General features: G+C 68.3%; 15 protein-coding genes, 1 tRNA gene and 1 pseudogene. 10 read left to right on the top strand and 7 right to left on the bottom strand.

Features of this window, described 5'->3' with window-relative positions; translation table 11 throughout:
* Positions 1-91: 91 nt before the first annotated feature.
* Both ACFYOH_RS10285 and ACFYOH_RS10280 read left to right on the top strand, forming a co-directional pair.
* Positions 92-2374 (top strand): (Fe-S)-binding protein, encoded by a 2283-nt coding sequence (locus tag ACFYOH_RS10285; protein WP_388623287.1) that lies wholly within the window; start codon positions 92-94, stop codon positions 2372-2374.
* A gap of 195 nt (positions 2375-2569) precedes the next feature.
* A complete protein-coding gene (locus tag ACFYOH_RS10280; RefSeq protein ID WP_388623284.1) occupies positions 2570-3262 on the top strand; it encodes an SDR family oxidoreductase in 693 nt (230 codons plus the stop codon).
* 121 nt (positions 3263-3383) lie between these two features.
* On the opposite strand, the gene ACFYOH_RS10275 is transcribed toward ACFYOH_RS10280, so the two are convergent.
* Positions 3384-3707 (bottom strand): antibiotic biosynthesis monooxygenase family protein, encoded by a 324-nt coding sequence (locus ACFYOH_RS10275; protein ID WP_388623281.1) that lies wholly within the window; start codon positions 3705-3707, stop codon positions 3384-3386.
* A gap of 172 nt (positions 3708-3879) precedes the next feature.
* Between ACFYOH_RS10275 and ACFYOH_RS10270 the strand changes: the two genes are divergently transcribed.
* Complete coding sequence (locus ACFYOH_RS10270; protein WP_388623278.1) at positions 3880-4962, top strand: YIP1 family protein; 1083 nt, start codon at positions 3880-3882, stop codon at positions 4960-4962.
* 268 nt (positions 4963-5230) lie between these two features.
* Here ACFYOH_RS10270 and ACFYOH_RS10265 read toward each other — a convergent pair whose 3' ends face one another.
* On the bottom strand, positions 5231-5818 hold the full coding sequence (locus tag ACFYOH_RS10265; RefSeq protein ID WP_388623275.1) for a hypothetical protein: 588 nt from the start codon (positions 5816-5818) through the stop codon (positions 5231-5233).
* A 405-nt stretch (positions 5819-6223) separates the two neighbouring features.
* On the opposite strand from ACFYOH_RS10265, the gene ACFYOH_RS10260 reads away from it, so the two are divergent.
* Entirely contained in the window at positions 6224-8815 is a 2592-nt protein-coding gene (locus tag ACFYOH_RS10260) for an ATP-binding protein (protein ID WP_388623273.1), read from the top strand.
* 20 nt (positions 8816-8835) lie between these two features.
* On the top strand, positions 8836-9171 hold the full coding sequence (locus ACFYOH_RS10255; RefSeq protein ID WP_388623270.1) for a hypothetical protein: 336 nt from the start codon (positions 8836-8838) through the stop codon (positions 9169-9171).
* Between the two features lie 7 nt (positions 9172-9178).
* Here ACFYOH_RS10255 and ACFYOH_RS10250 read toward each other — a convergent pair whose 3' ends face one another.
* The 3 genes from ACFYOH_RS10250 to ACFYOH_RS10240 form a co-directional block, all read right to left on the bottom strand.
* The gene (locus ACFYOH_RS10250) at positions 9179-9676 is read right to left on the bottom strand and encodes a phosphoribosyltransferase (RefSeq protein WP_388623267.1); all 498 of its coding nucleotides are present in this window, start codon (positions 9674-9676) and stop codon (positions 9179-9181) included.
* Between the two features lie 13 nt (positions 9677-9689).
* A complete protein-coding gene (gene dcd / locus ACFYOH_RS10245) occupies positions 9690-10265 on the bottom strand; it encodes a dCTP deaminase (RefSeq protein ID WP_055705140.1) in 576 nt (191 codons plus the stop codon).
* 134 nt (positions 10266-10399) lie between these two features.
* The gene (locus ACFYOH_RS10240; protein WP_199840720.1) at positions 10400-10558 is read right to left on the bottom strand and encodes a hypothetical protein; all 159 of its coding nucleotides are present in this window, start codon (positions 10556-10558) and stop codon (positions 10400-10402) included.
* Between the two features lie 280 nt (positions 10559-10838).
* Here ACFYOH_RS10240 and ACFYOH_RS10235 point away from each other — a divergent pair.
* A tRNA-Gly gene (locus ACFYOH_RS10235) sits at positions 10839-10912 on the top strand.
* 114 nt (positions 10913-11026) lie between these two features.
* Here the strand turns inward: ACFYOH_RS10235 and ACFYOH_RS10230 are convergent.
* A complete protein-coding gene (locus ACFYOH_RS10230; protein ID WP_388623263.1) occupies positions 11027-11554 on the bottom strand; it encodes a GNAT family N-acetyltransferase in 528 nt (175 codons plus the stop codon).
* A gap of 89 nt (positions 11555-11643) precedes the next feature.
* On the opposite strand from ACFYOH_RS10230, the pseudogene ACFYOH_RS10225 reads away from it, so the two are divergent.
* Positions 11644-11799 (top strand): annotated as a pseudogene (locus tag ACFYOH_RS10225) (IS5/IS1182 family transposase); the annotation flags it as partial.
* Between the two features lie 267 nt (positions 11800-12066).
* Positions 12067-12204 (top strand): hypothetical protein, encoded by a 138-nt coding sequence (locus ACFYOH_RS10220; protein ID WP_388623260.1) that lies wholly within the window; start codon positions 12067-12069, stop codon positions 12202-12204.
* A 173-nt stretch (positions 12205-12377) separates the two neighbouring features.
* On the opposite strand, the gene ACFYOH_RS10215 is transcribed toward ACFYOH_RS10220, so the two are convergent.
* Positions 12378-13313 (bottom strand): helix-turn-helix transcriptional regulator, encoded by a 936-nt coding sequence (locus tag ACFYOH_RS10215; protein WP_388623257.1) that lies wholly within the window; start codon positions 13311-13313, stop codon positions 12378-12380.
* A 309-nt stretch (positions 13314-13622) separates the two neighbouring features.
* On the opposite strand from ACFYOH_RS10215, the gene ACFYOH_RS10210 reads away from it, so the two are divergent.
* Together ACFYOH_RS10210 and ACFYOH_RS10205 are read left to right on the top strand one after the other, a co-directional pair.
* Positions 13623-14048 (top strand): organic hydroperoxide resistance protein, encoded by a 426-nt coding sequence (locus ACFYOH_RS10210; RefSeq protein WP_388623879.1) that lies wholly within the window; start codon positions 13623-13625, stop codon positions 14046-14048.
* Positions 14049-14092: 44 nt separating this feature from the next.
* A protein-coding gene (locus ACFYOH_RS10205) for an IS5 family transposase (protein ID WP_388623876.1) occupies positions 14093-14892 on the top strand; the annotation gives its coding sequence in 2 pieces (ribosomal slippage) (positions 14093-14441 and positions 14441-14892; 801 coding nt in all).
* Positions 14893-15174: the final 282 nt, after the last annotated feature.

Genomic DNA, 15174 nt, shown 5'->3' with positions numbered 1-15174 from the left:
GAAGGAAGATGGGGGTAGTCTCAGACGGACTACATAAGTTACCGCTTAGTAATGTCAGCTCGGTTAACACGAGGCCGCCTCAGGAGCCCCAATGCAACTCGCCGCGATCATCGTGTCGCTGGTCCTGATCGTGGTCGGCGTGGCACTGTTCGGCCGCGCCCTCCTGCAGATCTACAACTTCATGCGGCTGGGCCAGTCGGTTCCTGCCGGAACGCGGACCAACGACCCCGCACAGCGCACCATGACCGTGGTCAGGGAGTTCCTCGGCCACACCCGGATGAACCGCTGGGGCGTCGTCGGGGTGGCGCACTGGTTCGTGGCAGTGGGCTTCTTCACCCTGCTGCTGACGATCGTCAACGCGATCGGGCAGCTGTTCAAGGCGGACTGGATCCTGCCGGTCATCGGCGAGTGGGCGCCGTACAACGTCTATGTCGAGTTCATCGGCACCATGACGGTCGTCGGCATCCTCGTCCTGATCGCGATCCGCCAGCTGAGCCACCCGCGCACGCCGGGCCGCAAGTCCCGCTTCGCGGGCTCCAACTTCGGCCAGGCGTACTTCGTCGAGGCCGTCATCCTGATCGTCGGCGTGTGCATCTTCATGCTGCACGCCCTCGAAGGCGCCCAGCACCACGTCGACGGCTACGAGGCCTCCTTCTTCATCTCGTACCCGGTGGTGTCGTGGCTGAAGGGCATGGACGTCTCCACGCTCCAGAACCTCACCTACTTCTTCGCCGGCCTGAAGATCGCGACCTCCTTCATCTGGATGATCGTGGTCGCCCTGAAGACCGACATGGGTGTGGCCTGGCACCGCTTCCTGGCGTTCCCGAACATCTTCTTCAAGCGCAACGCCACCGGTGAGACCTCCCTCGGCGCCCTGCTGCCGATGACCTCCGGCGGCAAGCCGATCGACTTCACCGACCCCGGCGAGGACGACGTCTTCGGCGTCTCCCAGGTCGAGCAGTTCTCCTGGAAGGGCCTGCTGGACTTCTCCACCTGCACCGAGTGCGGCCGCTGCCAGTCGCAGTGCCCCGCCTGGAACACCGGCAAGCCGCTCTCCCCGAAACTGCTGATCATGTCCCTGCGGGACCACGCGCACGCCAAGGCGCCGTACCTGCTGGCCGGCGGCGGCAAGACCATGGAGGGCGAGGAGAAGGCCTCCGAGGAGCAGCTCGCTTCGGTGCCCGCGGCGGCGCTGGCGGAGGCCGAGCGCCCGCTGATCGGCACCGCCGAGGAGAACGGCGTCATCGACCCGGACGTGCTGTGGTCCTGCACCACCTGCGGCGCCTGCGTCGAGCAGTGCCCGGTGGACATCGAGCACGTCGACCACATCGTCGACATGCGCCGCTACCAGGTCATGATCGAGAGCGCCTTCCCCTCCGAGGCGGGCACGATGCTCAAGAACCTGGAGAAGAAGGGCAACCCCTGGGGCCTGGCCAAGAAGCAGCGCCTGGAGTGGACCAAGGAGGTCGACTTCGAGGTCCCGGTCGTCGGCAAGGACATCGAGGACCTCACCGAGGTCGAGTACCTGTACTGGGTCGGCTGCGCCGGCGCCCTGGAGGACCGCGCCAAGAAGACCACCAAGGCCTTCGCCGAGCTGCTGCACATCGCGGGCGTCAAGTTCGCGATCATGGGCGGCGACGAGAAGTGCACCGGTGACTCCGCCCGCCGCCTCGGCAACGAGCCCCTGTTCCAGGAGCTCGGCATGGAGAACGTGGCCGCGCTGAACATGGCCTTCGGCGAGGAGACCGACGAGGACGGCAACGTCACGCCGGAGTCCAAGAAGCCGAAGTCCGCGAAGAAGATCGTCGCCACCTGCCCGCACTGCCTCAACACGATCGGCAACGAGTACCCGCAGCTCGGCGGCGACTACGAGGTCATCCACCACACCCAGCTGCTGCAGCACCTGGTGGACGAGGGCAAGCTGGTCCCGGTCACCCCGGTCGAGGGCATCATCACCTACCACGACCCGTGCTACCTGGGCCGCCACAACAAGATCTACACGCCCCCGCGCGAGATCATCGGCAAGGTCCCGGGCCTGCGCAACGAGGAGATGCACCGCCACAAGGAGCGCGGCTTCTGCTGCGGCGCCGGCGGCGCCCGGATGTGGATGGAAGAGCGCATCGGCAAGCGCATCAACAACGAGCGCGTCGACGAGGCGCTGTCGTTGAACCCCGACATCGTGTCGACGGCCTGCCCGTTCTGCCTGGTCATGCTCACGGACTCGGTCAACGGCAAGAAGAACGAGGGCAAGGCCAAGGAGTCCATCCAGGTCGTGGACGTGGCCCAGCTGCTCCTCGACTCGGTGAAGACCCCGGTCGACCCGGCCGGCGAGCCGGAGAGCGAGAACGAGCCGGAGCCCGAGCCGGTGAAGTGACACCGGCCGTCCCGGTCGTACGGCGCCCCCTGCCCCGCACAGGCAGGGGGCGCCGTCGTTCCACCCCCGCGGCTGAGCCCGGCTGTCACAAACCCGGCCGCTGCGCTGTCCTGCTGCTGTACGGAAGCAATACAGCGACCGGAGACAGTGATGAGGATCGTGGTTGTCGGCGGTACCGGGCTCATCGGCTCGTAGGTGCTCGCGCTGCTGCGCAACAGCGGTCACGAGGCCGTGCCCGCCACTCCCTCCACCGGAGTCAACGCCTACACCGGCGAGGGCCTGGCGGATGCGCTCAAGGGCGCCGACGTGGTCGTTGACGTGTCGAGCTCCCCCTCCTTCGACACCGAGCCGGCCCTGGACTTCTTCACCCGCTCGGCGCAGCACCTGTTCGCGGCCGAGAAGGCGGCGGGGGTCCGCCACCACGTCACGCTCTCCATCGTGGGCGTCGACCAGGTACCCGACTACGGCTACTACCGGGCCAAGGCCGCCCAGGAGCGGGCCGTGCGCGACAGCGGAGTGCCCTACAGCCTCGTGCGCGCCACCCAGTTCTTCGAGTTCATCGCCCCGGTGATGGACATGTGCACGGAGGGCAAGCAGGTCCACCTGCCGTCCAACCGGCTGCGCCCGATGGCCTCCGCCGACGTCGCCGCCGACGTCGCCGACGCGGCGCAGGGCGAACCGTCGTACGGCATCCGGAACATCGCGGGCCCCGAGGTGCACCGGCTCGACCGGCTGGGCGAGCTGACCCTGGCAGCCAGGCCGGACGGCCGTTCAGTGGTCACCGACGAGTCCGCGAGCCCGTTCGCGGGCATGACCGACGTCCTCACCGGCGACGACACCGCGCACCTCGCGACCACCCGCTACGAGGACTGGCTCAAGCGAAGCTGACCGATACGCCCCCGTCCATCCGTACAGGACGGGATTGGCAGATCCGTTCCACCGGCCCGATCCGAACGCGCAGGTCACGGACCCGGGGTTCGACTCCATCTGGAACAGATCCGCCCATCGTCTACGCCCCCTTGGGCCCCGCCTGCTGCACCACCTCGAAGGACCACAGGGTGGAGCCGGAAGCCGCGGGCTTCGGGCGCTCGGCGCCCTCTCCGCCCTGGTGCGCGGCCTTCATCGGTCCCTCCAGCCACGCCTGGAAGGACTCCTCGTCACGCCAGCGCGTGTAGACGAGGTAGGTGTCGGTGCCCTCGACGGGACGCAGCAGCTCGAACCACTCGAAACCGTCGGAACTCTCCACCGCGTGGGCCCGGGAGGCGAACCTCTTCTCCAGCACCTCCCGCTGCTCGGCGGGGACGGTCAGCACGTTGATCTTCACTACGCTCATGCCACCATCCTGACCCACCACCCTCGCGCTCCGCCGCCACCCCGGGGTGTCGCCGCCAGTCGAACACGTGCGACCCCGGTTCAGCCGACCGAAGCGCCGTTGCACTGAGAGCCGGTGGGGGACAGGAAACCCTGGAAATCCCCTGGACCGTCCCCTGACGGTCCCTTAGGGGATGTCACAGGTCGGCCGCAAAGCCGGGCCCGGACGCCCGGGCCCGGCACGTCACTCTTTGAGACCAGGTACGTTCGATGACGTGGCTGGATTCAGGATCGGACGCGGGGGCCGGGACAACCGCACCCCTCAAGGACAGCAGGCGCCGCAGGGACCGTCGTACGGCCGGCCCGGACCGCAGCACGGTCAGCCGGGGCCGTCGTACGGACAGCCCGCGGGGCCCGCGTACGGCTACCCGCAGGCGCCGCAGCGGTCGTACCCGCAGCCGGGACAGCGGTCGTACCCGCAGCAGGGGGGTCGGCCGAGGCAGCAGTCGTACGGCCGGCAGGGCCAGTCGTACGGATACCCGGGTCCGGCCGGTGACGGGCCGGAGTACTTCGGGGACGACGGCGGCTACCCGGGCGGCGGCGCTCCCGGTCGGGACCCGTACGCGGCCGACAGCCCGGGCCACACCCAGGCGTTCTCGATCGACGAGGCCGCCGCTTACACACAGGGTGCGACCTACCAGGCCGGCTCGGCCGCGGCGCCCGCCGCACCGCTGGGCCCGCCGCTGCACTGGAAGGAGCTGCTGAAGGGGATCGTCCTCTCCCCCGGCCAGACCTTCCTGCGCATGCGGGACTACACGATGTGGGCCCCGGCGCTCATCACCACGTTCCTCTACGGCCTGCTGGCCGTCTTCGGCTTCGACGGCGCCCGCAAGGACGCGATCGGCGCCACGCTCTCCAACGCGGTGCCGATCGTGCTGATCACGGCGGTCGTGATGGTGCTCGGCCTGTTCGTCCTGGGCGTGGTCACCCACACCCTGGCCCGTCAGCTCGGCGGCGACGGCGCCTGGCAGCCGACGGTCGGCCTGTCCATGCTGATCACGGCCCTCACGGACGCGCCGCGGCTGCTGGTCGCGATGTTCGCCGGCGGCGACGCGACCTTCGTCCAGCTGCTCGGCTGGGCCACCTGGATCGGCGCGGGCGCCCTGCTGACCCTGATGGTCTCCCGCTCCCACGACCTGCCGTGGCCGAGGGCGCTGGGGGCCTCGGCGATCCAGCTGATCGCGCTGCTGTCGATCGTGAAGCTGGGCACGTTCTAGTCCCTCGTCCCAGTCTCCTCTGATCGCAAAAGAGCTCCCGGCACGACAGCCGGGGGCTCTTCTAAATCATTGAGTGCCTGCCCTTGTCATCCCGTCCCTTAAAGCCCGAGATTCGTCACCAGGGACGACGAAAAGTCGATCGCGTGAAGTCGCTTTTCAACTTACCGGCCTGTTGTCCGGCGGGGCAGGCCGGCCGGGCAACGGGCGCGCACGTAAAACAGTCCGGCGACCGGGTGCCTGTGCACCAGCGGCCGCCGGACTGTGAAGTTCAGCCGTTGTTGTTATTGTTGTTGTTGTTCGCGCCCCCGCCGTTGTTGTTGTTATTGTTGTTGTTGTTCGCGCCCCCGCCGTTGTTGTTGTTATTGTTGTTGTTGTTGTTCGCGCCCCCGCCGTTGTTGTTGTTGTTATTGTTGTTGTTGTTCGCGCCTCCGCCGTTGTTGTTGTTGTTATTGTTGTTGTTGTTCGCGCCTCCGCCGTTGTTGTTGTTATTGTTGTTGTTGTTCGCGCCTCCGCCGTTGTTGTTGTTATTGTTGTTGTTGTTGTGGCGGTGGCCCTTCTTCTTGCCGTTGTTGTTGTTATTGTTGTTGTTGTTGTTGTTCCCGCCTCCGCCGTTGTTGTTGTTATTGTTGTTGTTCGCGCCTCCGCCGTTGTTATTGTTGTTATTGTTGTTGTTCCCGCCTCCGCCGCCGTTGTTGTTGTTATTGTTGTTGTTCCCGCCGTTGTCGCTCGGCACCATCGCGTGAGCGGCCGTAGGCGCCGGGGCGGCGAAGGCGGCGGTGGGTACCAGGGCGCCTCCCGCGGCCAGCGCGGCCGACGCGGTCAGCACCGCAGTACGCTTTGCGATCTTCTTCAGCATGGTGATCCCTTTTCGATGAGTGCGGATTGGGCGCCGATCAGAGCCCAATTCAATTGCGGAGGATGTTCTCCGAGGGAGCCATCCGTCCGACCTGATGACTCAATTACGCCCCGGCACTCCGCCCGCGTCATTCCCCGAAATCTCGGGACTTGACAGACGACGGCGACCTGCTGTTTCCTTCGCCCTCTCAGGCCGGTTTGAGCCGCGAGAACCGGGAAACCGCGCGGGCCTCTTTCGTCAGCATGCTCTGCCGCAGCCGGGGGACACATCGGGTGGACACCCCAAGTTCCACCCCGGCACAAACCGCCGCGCACCCCAGATTTCCGGCAACACCCCACCTGCCGGCCTGCCTTGATCGTCTGGATCTTTTGCGCAGCTTCCGCCACAGAGGGAAACTGACCGGTGATGGACCTGCTAGAGCGAGAGGCCGTGCTCCAGGACCTCACCGGTCACCTGCGGGATGCCGTGAGCGGCCCTGGGCGTATGGCCCTTGTGCGCGGCGAAGCCGGCATCGGCAAGACCAGCGTCGTCAACCGTCTTGCCCAGCTGGCCGATCCCCATATCCGGGTCCTGGCCGGCGCCTGTGACCCGCTGGCCACCCCTCGCCCCCTGGGCCCGCTGATGGACCTGGCCCCGTACTTGGGCCGGGCGGCGCGCACCGCCCTGACCGGGGCGCTTACCGGCACCTGCCGTTCCGACGAGGTCTTCGACTGCCTCCTCGCCGACCTGAGCTCCTACCCCAGCCTGCTGATCGTGGAGGACGTCCACTGGGCCGACGAGGCCACGATGGACCTGCTGCGTTACCTGGCCCGGCGGCTGCCGAGCGTTCCGGCGCTGGTGGTGGTCACCTACCGCGACGACGAGATAGGCCGCACCCACCACGTGACCGCTCTCCTCGGCACTCTGGCCGGCTATCCCTGGGTGCACCGCCACGACCTGGCCCCGTTGAGCCGTCGGGCCGTGGCCAGGCTGGCCACCGGACACGCCGTCGACGCCGAGCAGCTGTATCACGTCTCCGCCGGCAACCCCTTCATCGTCACCGAGATCCTGGCCGCCCCCGCCGAGTCCATCCCCGCCACGGTGCGCGAGGCCGTCGCCGGCCGCCTGGCCGGCCTATCGGCCGCGGCACGCGGGGTCGTCGATGTGCTGGCCGTCCTGGGGCGCCGGGTCTCGCTGCCGCTGCTGGCCGGCATGCTGCCGGCCACGGAGGAGGCGCTCGACGAGGCCGTGGCCTGTGGAATCGTACGGACCGACGGGCAGGTGACCGAGTTCCGCCATGAGCTGACCCGGCTGGCGGTACTGGAGTCCGTCCCCGCCCCCTACCGTCTGCGGGTGCACCGGCAGGTGCTGACGGCGATGCGGTCCCGCCCGGTCGCCGCGGACGATCTGGCCCTGCTGGCCGATCACGCCGAAGGTGCCGGGGATCCGACCGCCGTACTGGAGTACGCGCCCGCCGCGGCCGCCCATGCCGCCGCGCTCGGCGCGTACCGGGAGGCGGCCGCCCAGTACGCCCGCGCCCTGCGGTATGCCGACCACCTGACGCCCGACCAGCACACCTTCCTGCTGGAGGGCCATTCGCAGGCCTGCCTGCTGTCCAGCCGGCTGGACGAGGGGGTCACCTCTCGCCGCAGGGCGGTGAAGCTGCGCCGTGCCCAGGGCGACCGGCTGCGCGAGGGCGAGGATCTGCGCTGGCTGTCGTGCTGGCTGTGGCCGGGCGGGCGGACCGCCGAGGCCAGACGGACCGGCCTGGACGCGGTCCGGGTGCTGGAAGGACTCGCGCCGAGCCGGGAGCTGGGCCGGGCCTACCTGAACCTCTGCCAGCTGGCCTGCTACGAGCACGAGGGGGTGGCGGTGGCCGCCGCCTACGCCGACAAGGCGATCGATCTGGGCGAGCGCTTCGGCGATGCCGGGGTGGTCGTCCAGGCCCGCTTCCATGCCGCGGCGGCGCGCATGCTGAGCGAGGGGTCCGGCTGGGAGGACTGCGAACGGGCGGTGTCCAGCGCGATGGCGCAGGATCTGCCGGAGGACGCGGGTTTCCTGGCGTTCAACATGTGCTGGTTCACCGCGCTGCAGCGGGACACCGCCCAGACCACCGCGGCCGTGAAACGGGCGGAGGCCTATTGCCTCGATCGCGACCTGCTGTCGTACCTGCTGTGCACGAAGGTCTGGGGCAGCTGGGGGCTCCTGAACCGGGGCCTGTGGCCCCAGGCCGTCGATGCCGCCCAGAACGTCCTGTCCCATCCCAGCTCACCACCGGTCGTCCGGGCCCTCGCCCTGACCGTCCTGGGCCTGGTGCGCGCCCACCAGGGCAAGGCCCCGGTGTGGCCCCTGCTGGAGCAGGCGGCGAGCCTCGTCGACTCGAACTGCCTGCTGGACACGGGCCTGGGGTGGGAGGCCCGGGTCGAGGCGGCCTGGCTGGCCGGTGACCATGAGCTGGTGCGGACCGAGGCACACCGCGGTCTGGACGCGCTGGCGGACCGTACCCACCCCTGGCTGTCCGGTCCTCTGGCCTGCTGGATCCGCCGCGTCGGAGGCACACCCCCACAGGTGGCCGCGGCCGGACCCCACGCGCTGGAGCTGGCCGGTGACTGGGCCGGCGCCGCCGCCGAGTGGGACAGGCTCGGTTGCCCGCACCACGCCGCACTGGTCCGCCTGTCCGGCGACGCCCCCGCGCTGCACCAGGCTTTGACCGCCTTCGAGGCCCTCGGCGCCCGGCCGGCCGTGGCGCGCACCCGCGCGGTGATGCGCACCCTCGGCGTCCGCCCGATCCGGCGTGGCCCGCGGGCGGCCACCCGGGCCAATCCGTACGAGCTGACCATCCGGGAAATGGATGTCCTCAAGCTGCTGGACGAGGGCCTGTCGGATGCCGAGATCGCCGCTCGTCTCTACATCACCCCGAAGACCGCCGGGCATCACGTGGGCGCGGTACTGAGCAAACTCGGCGTCCACACCCGCCAGGAAGCGGCCCGCAAACTCCACCATTCCGAGCGCGGGTGACGAGAGCGCGGGTGATGAGAATGCGGAAGGCGGCCTTGCGAAGCGTCGGCCTCGTGGCCGCGGCCGCCGCCTCCTGCTGTACGGCGCTCGGCGTATGGGGCGCGGCAACGGCTGAAGCAGGTGCCCTGCCACCGCAGAAACCACAGTCCGCACCGATGAAGTCGGAACTTCGGTGTTACGCGACCCAGCGCAACCCGAATGCGACGGTCTGCTACCGGTATTCATGGAAGGCCGAGTACCGGCACGGCGACGTGGTCTATGTCCCGATCCTCATCCAGGTACCCACGCCTTCGCCTCCGCCGTCCGTGACGATCGTCGACAGCCTGAACGACATCCGCCCGACCGACACGGGTTGATCGCACCTCAGGCGTCAAGAACCTGCCCGGCCCGCTGCACGACGGGCGGCTCGACGCTCCACGGGAAGTTGATCCAGTCGTCCGTCCGCTTCCAGACGTACTCGCACTTCACCAGGGAGTGGGACTTCTCATAGATCACCGCGGAGCGCACCTCGGCGACGGTGTCGAGGCAGAAGTCGCGTACGAGCTTCAGCGTCTTGCCGGTGTCGGCGACGTCGTCGGTGATCAGCACCTTCTTGTCGGAGAAGTCGATGACGTTCGGGACGGGCGCGAGCATGACCGGCATTTCCAGGGTGGTCCCCACCCCGGTGTAGAACTCGACGTTCACGAGGTGGATGTTCTTGCAGTCGAGGGCGTAGGCGAGCCCGCCGGCGACGAACACGCCACCCCGGGCGATGCTGAGCACGATGTCGGGCTCGTACCCGTCGTCGGCGATGGTCTGGGCGAGCTCACGGATGGCGCCGCCGAACGCGTCGTAGGTCAGGTTCTCCCGCACGTCACTCATGTTGCTGTGGCCCTCACACCTGGGTCCGATGGAAATTGACATAGGACCGCGAGGCGGTCGGGCCGCGCTGCCCCTGGTACCGGGAGCCGTAGCGCTCGCTGCCGTACGGGAACTCGGCGGGCGAGCTCAGCCGGAACATGCACAGCTGGCCGATCTTCATCCCCGGCCAGAGCTTGATCGGCAGGGTGGCGAGATTGGACAGCTCAAGGGTGACGTGCCCGCTGAACCCGGGGTCGATGAACCCGGCGGTGGAGTGCGTGACCAGCCCGAGCCGTCCGAGCGAGGACTTCCCCTCGAGCCGCGAGGCAAGGTCGTCGGGCAGGCTGATGACCTCGTAGGTGGAGGCGAGCACGAACTCCCCGGGGTGCAGGATGAACGGCTCGTCGCCCTCCGGCTCGACCAGCCGGGTCAGATCGGGCTGCTCGACCGAGGGGTCGATGTGCGGGTACCGGTGGTTCTCGAACACCCGGAAGTAACGGTCCAGCCGAACATCGACGCTCGACGGCTGCACCATGGATTCGTCGTAGGGATCGATCCGTACCCGCCCGGCGTCGATCTCGGCCCGGATGTCCTTGTCTGAGAGAAGCACGTAGCGAGGATACGCAAGGCGCGCGGAGCCGCGACAATCGTGACGACTCCGCGCGCCTGTGTTACGGCTGCGATCTGTGTTACGGCCGCTTGTCCGTGTTACCGCTACTGTCCGTGCCGGATCTTGTCCCTCTGTCAGCGCTTCTCCAGGGCGACCGGCACCACACTGCGGAGCCGTGCGCACCCGGGACACCGCATGAGCCGGCCGGGGCCGAGCCGCTCGGCCTGCTGCATCGGGAACGAAGCGGTGCTGAAGACGTGCCCGTCCGCGCAGCGGACGACGGTGCGTTCCATCAAGTCCCTTAAGTCCCTTCCCCAAGAGCCTCGTCGGGCGTAACGCCCTGACAGCAAAAGCCACATTACGGGATCAAAGACACGACTCTCCAGGCGGCACTCCGGCCTCCCCCGACCCCTCCGCGAGGCCTCCACGGTACGCCCCAACTCGCCCCGCCCGCAGCCGGATCCACCCCCTGAAGCAGACACAGACCCCCGGGCCTAGGCACCAGGGGTCTGCGATGATGTACAGTGAGCAAGGTCCGGACACCAGATCCGCAGGGATCATGTCCGTACTTACGCGGGTGTAGTTTAATGGTAGAACATCAGCTTCCCAAGCTGAGAGCGCGAGTTCGATTCTCGTCACCCGCTCCACTGTGAACCCCCTGGTCATCGACTCGGGGGTTGTTTGTTGTCTAAGGGCTGTCCCGTTATCGCTGGTCATGCCTCGCCAAGCGCCCTCGTGCTGCTTTGGGAGCACGAGGGTCGTCATTGGGTATCGATGCGCAGGTCCCGGATGTACCAGTCGAGCCGTGTCCCGTCCTCGCCGTGTGTGTGTTTGCCGGGGGTGAACCCCGCCCGGCGGGCGACTGCGGAAGACGTGGCATTCTCCGGCTCTACCCTGATCACGGCCTCCTTCGCTCCCTCACTTGCCGCGTATCGGGAGACCAGGAGGACCGCGCGGGTGGCCAGCCCGCGCCCCCTCCAGGACGGGTAGAGGCCGTAGGCGACATTCACCTGTCCGGGAGACAAGCCCTCTGCTGTGAACCGCAGGTCGATCGTCCCTGCGAGCGCCTCGTCGATGCCTACCCGGATGCCGAAAGCGCGGAGTGGGCCGGCCGTGTCCCACTGTTCCCGGCAGTGCCGTATGTAGTCTTCGACGCCCTCGCGTGTGCCGGGACCGCCGCTGAGCCAGCGCACCAGCGGCTCATCCTCCCCCGCGAGGTGCGCCTCCGCATCGTCCAGGCGCAGCGGGGACAGAGCGATGATCCCGTCGGACAGCTTCACTTCATGCATCCGGCGATTCTTGACGCCGGAGCTGCGTCGCGCCATCGGATTCCGCGGGACATCACGCAGAGCCGCTCTGCACAGGGGATGATTTTGGGGTGGCTGGTGTGATCACGGAGTCGGAGCCTTCCTGGATAGCCCCGTTCACCGGGCTGAGCCCGCGTCAGTTCGGCAAGCTGATCGCCGCGCTGCGCCGCGAAGGCGCGGATGTGGTCCGCAAAGGACGGCCGTGGAGCCTGCCACTGGAGGACCGGGTTTCCAGCAGCTGCGTCCGCCAAGCGGTGCGCGCTTGGACAACGCTCAGGACCTTCGCTTCTATGTCCTGCCCACCCATATTTTGGATGAACGCTGCCCGACCCAAAGGTCCATCAGGCTGTCCAGCCTCGTCGAGAGCCTCAGCCCGCTGAAGACCGACTTCGCCCGCTTGCCGAAAGCGGTCTCCGCGTGCGCCGAGGGCGTGCGATAGCCCGAGGGCACCGGTCTCGACCCACGCGGTGAGCTTTGTCGACGGCCCTCTCCAGATGAGCGTCAACAAGGCCAGGGCTGCCGGACACAATCGCCAGGACCTTCAGCACTTCACCACCCAGGTGGGCCACTTCATGGCCGAGGAGGCTCCTGAGGACATCGCCACACTGCTCCTGAACCTGGTGAAGCGATGATCGCCCCGGACGGGCCGGTGTCGGCCGCACTCACCGAAGGCACCGACGTGCTCCGTGCGATGGGGCCGCAGTGACCGAACGGGTTGCAATGAGACGGCAGAATCGCCACCGGCCGCTCCCTCTGTCGGCCCGGTCTCGTTGTGCGGCGCGGTCGACACTTCCGCAACAGGCGCCTAGCTCCGGCTGTCCGCGCCGTCCCGTGGAGATCCCGGAGTCGCGGTGCGTCCCGCCTGCCGCGCGGTCGGAGCAGCGGTTGGAACACCGGCCTGGGCAAGGAGGCACAGCGCTGCCGCTGACGTGGTGCCGGCGTCTGCGGTCGCCACGACGATGCGCTGGCCCTCCTCCTGCGGGACGTTGAGGGTCTGGAGGTTGAGCTGCATGCGGCCTACCAGCGGATGGTGCATGCGGTACGTCGCCAGGTCCCACTTCCTGACCCGGTGTTCGGACCACATCGTGGTGAACTCCGCACTCTTCATGGCCAGTTCACCGATCAGCGCGGCCAGCCGAGGATCGTCCGGATGCTGCCCGACGGCGAGCCGCAGCTTCCCCACCACGTCCCTGGCCTTCTTCGGCCAGTCGGCGTCGTACAGGTCCCGGGTGTGCGCGTCCAGGAAGACCAGCCGGGCCGTGTTCGGGCGCTGGTCGGGCTGATCGGGGATGTGCGGGTCGAGATGCCCGGCGAACAGTGCGTGTCCCGTGCGGTTCCAGGCCAGTACGTCGCTGCGGCGGCCGAGCACAACCGCGGGTGCGTCGCCGAACGCGTCGAGCAACTGCTGGGTCGTGTCACCCGCCCGCTCCTGCGCGGGCCTGCGCCGGGTGCCGGTGCGGCGTGAGGCGCGGGCCAGGTCGTGCAGGTGGGCGCGCTCCACCTCGTCAAGGCCGAGGGCACGGGCCAGCGCGTCCAGCACCTCCGGTGAGGCGTTGAGCGAGAGCCCCTGCTCCAGCCGCGTGTAGTAGGACAGGCCCACCCCGGCGAGCTGTGCCAACTCGTCGCGGCGCAGACCCGGCACGCGACGGCGCTCTCCGAAATCCGGGAGCCCCACGTCCGCCGGCTGCAACTGCGACCGGCGGGTCTTGAGGAACTCCCCCAACCGCGCCTTCTTGTCCATGCGCCGAGTATCGATCACCGGGACGCCAGGCAGCCTGCCCCTGGCAGGGGCAGGCTGCGAGCGGCCGGCGCCAGCACACTCGGGAGCCACGAGCAGGACGCAGGGTCGGGCCCGGAACGGAACACGGGCGGGGGCCGACAGGCGTCACCGGCCCGGAACCCGGTACGGCGGCTTCGCCGTCCACGCGGCGCCGGCTTCGGCTCGGCCCGACTCACTTGGACACGGCGTCCCCGCCCACCACGTCCCGGAAGCGATGTCCGGCGTAGCGGCCGGGCCGCGTCCGAAGAAACACCCATGAAAGGGAACAACATGACCGCGCTGTACACCACCGAGGCCCTATCGACCGGCGACGGCCGCAATGGCGAAGTCCGATCCCTCGACGGCGTCCTGGACGAAGTCCTGGCGGTCCCGAAGGAGATGGGCGGCCCCGGCGGCGACAGGACCAACCCGGAGCAGCTTTTTGCCGCGGGATACGCCGCCTGCTTCCACAACGGACTGCGCCTGATCGCGCGCGGGCAAGGGGTCGAACTGTCCGCCTCGACCGTGCAGTCGAAGGTGAGCCTGCTGGCGCGGGAGGCCGGCGGTTTCACCCTGGCCGTGTCGCTGACCGCGCACCTGCCGGGCCTGGAGCAGTCCACCGCCGACCAGTTGATGAAGGCCACCCATGAAGTGTGCCCGTACTCCAACGCCACCCGGGGGAACATCGAGGTGACCCTCACGGCCACGGTCCAGTAAGACGCCATCTCATTTGGATCGGTAGTCTGTCGGTCGTGGTTTCGATCGTTGAGCGGCTGGTGCCGGATGAGTTGTGGGAGCTGTTCCAGCGGGTCATCCCGGAAGCTCCAACGCGGCCTCAAGGCGGCGGCCGACGCCGGCACGGTGACCGGGAGGTGCTGGCTGCGATCGTGTTCGTGGCCACGTCGGGCTGCACGTGGCAGCAGTTGCCGTCCGCGTCGTTCGGGCCGTCGGGGGCGACGGCCCACCGACGCTTTACCGAGTGGTCGAAGGCCAGGGTGTGGGCCAAGCTTCATCGCCTGGTGCTCGACGAGCTCGGCTCCCGCGGCGAGCTGGACTGGTCCCGCTGCGCGATCGACTCGGTGAACATGCGGGCCCTGAAAAGGGGGAGCTGACAGGTCCGAATCCTGTGGACCGGGGTAAGTACGGTTCGAAGATCCACCTGATCACCGAACGGACCGGTCTGCCCCTGTCGGTCGGAATCTCAGGGGCGAACCTGCACGACAGCCAGGCGCTGATCCCGCTGGTGAAGGGGATACCGCCGATCCGCTCCCGGCGCGGACCCCGACGACGCAGACCGGGAAAGCTCCATGCCGACAAGGGATACGACTACGACCACCTGCGGCGATGGTTACGCGGACGCGGCATCAGGCACCGCATCGCCCGCAAGGGCATCGAGTCCTCAACCCGCCTAGGCCGTCACCGCTGGACGATAGAACGCACGATGTCCTGGCTCGCCGGATGCCGCCGACTGCACCGCCGCTATGAGCGCAAAGCCGAGCACTTCCTGGCCTTCACCAGCATCGCTTGTACCCTCATCTGCTACCGGAGACTCGCCAAATGAGATGGCGTCTAAGGGACTTCGGACGGCCGACGCCCCCGAACAAACTCAGCGGCTGCCGGCGCCGCGTGGTGGCGGCAGCCGTGCCCACCAGGCCCGTTGGCCACCACAGTCGAGAGCTGTTCGGCCGGTGAGGACTCTCCCCGTCGGGCCGCCCGGCAACCTCGGCTCACGTCGGCGCCGAACCGTCTCACTTCCGCCGGCGAAGCCCTGAGCCGCCGCCCCCACTTCCCGGAAACCGCGTGCCCAGTGACCAATATCGGACATACCGCGGACGGCGGTACG

Source organism: Streptomyces sp. NPDC007856, from assembly GCF_042868225.1.
Taxonomy (GTDB): domain Bacteria; phylum Actinomycetota; class Actinomycetes; order Streptomycetales; family Streptomycetaceae; genus Streptomyces.
The sequence above is the reverse complement of the archived record's forward strand: the minus strand, read 5'-3'. Positions and strand labels throughout refer to the sequence as shown.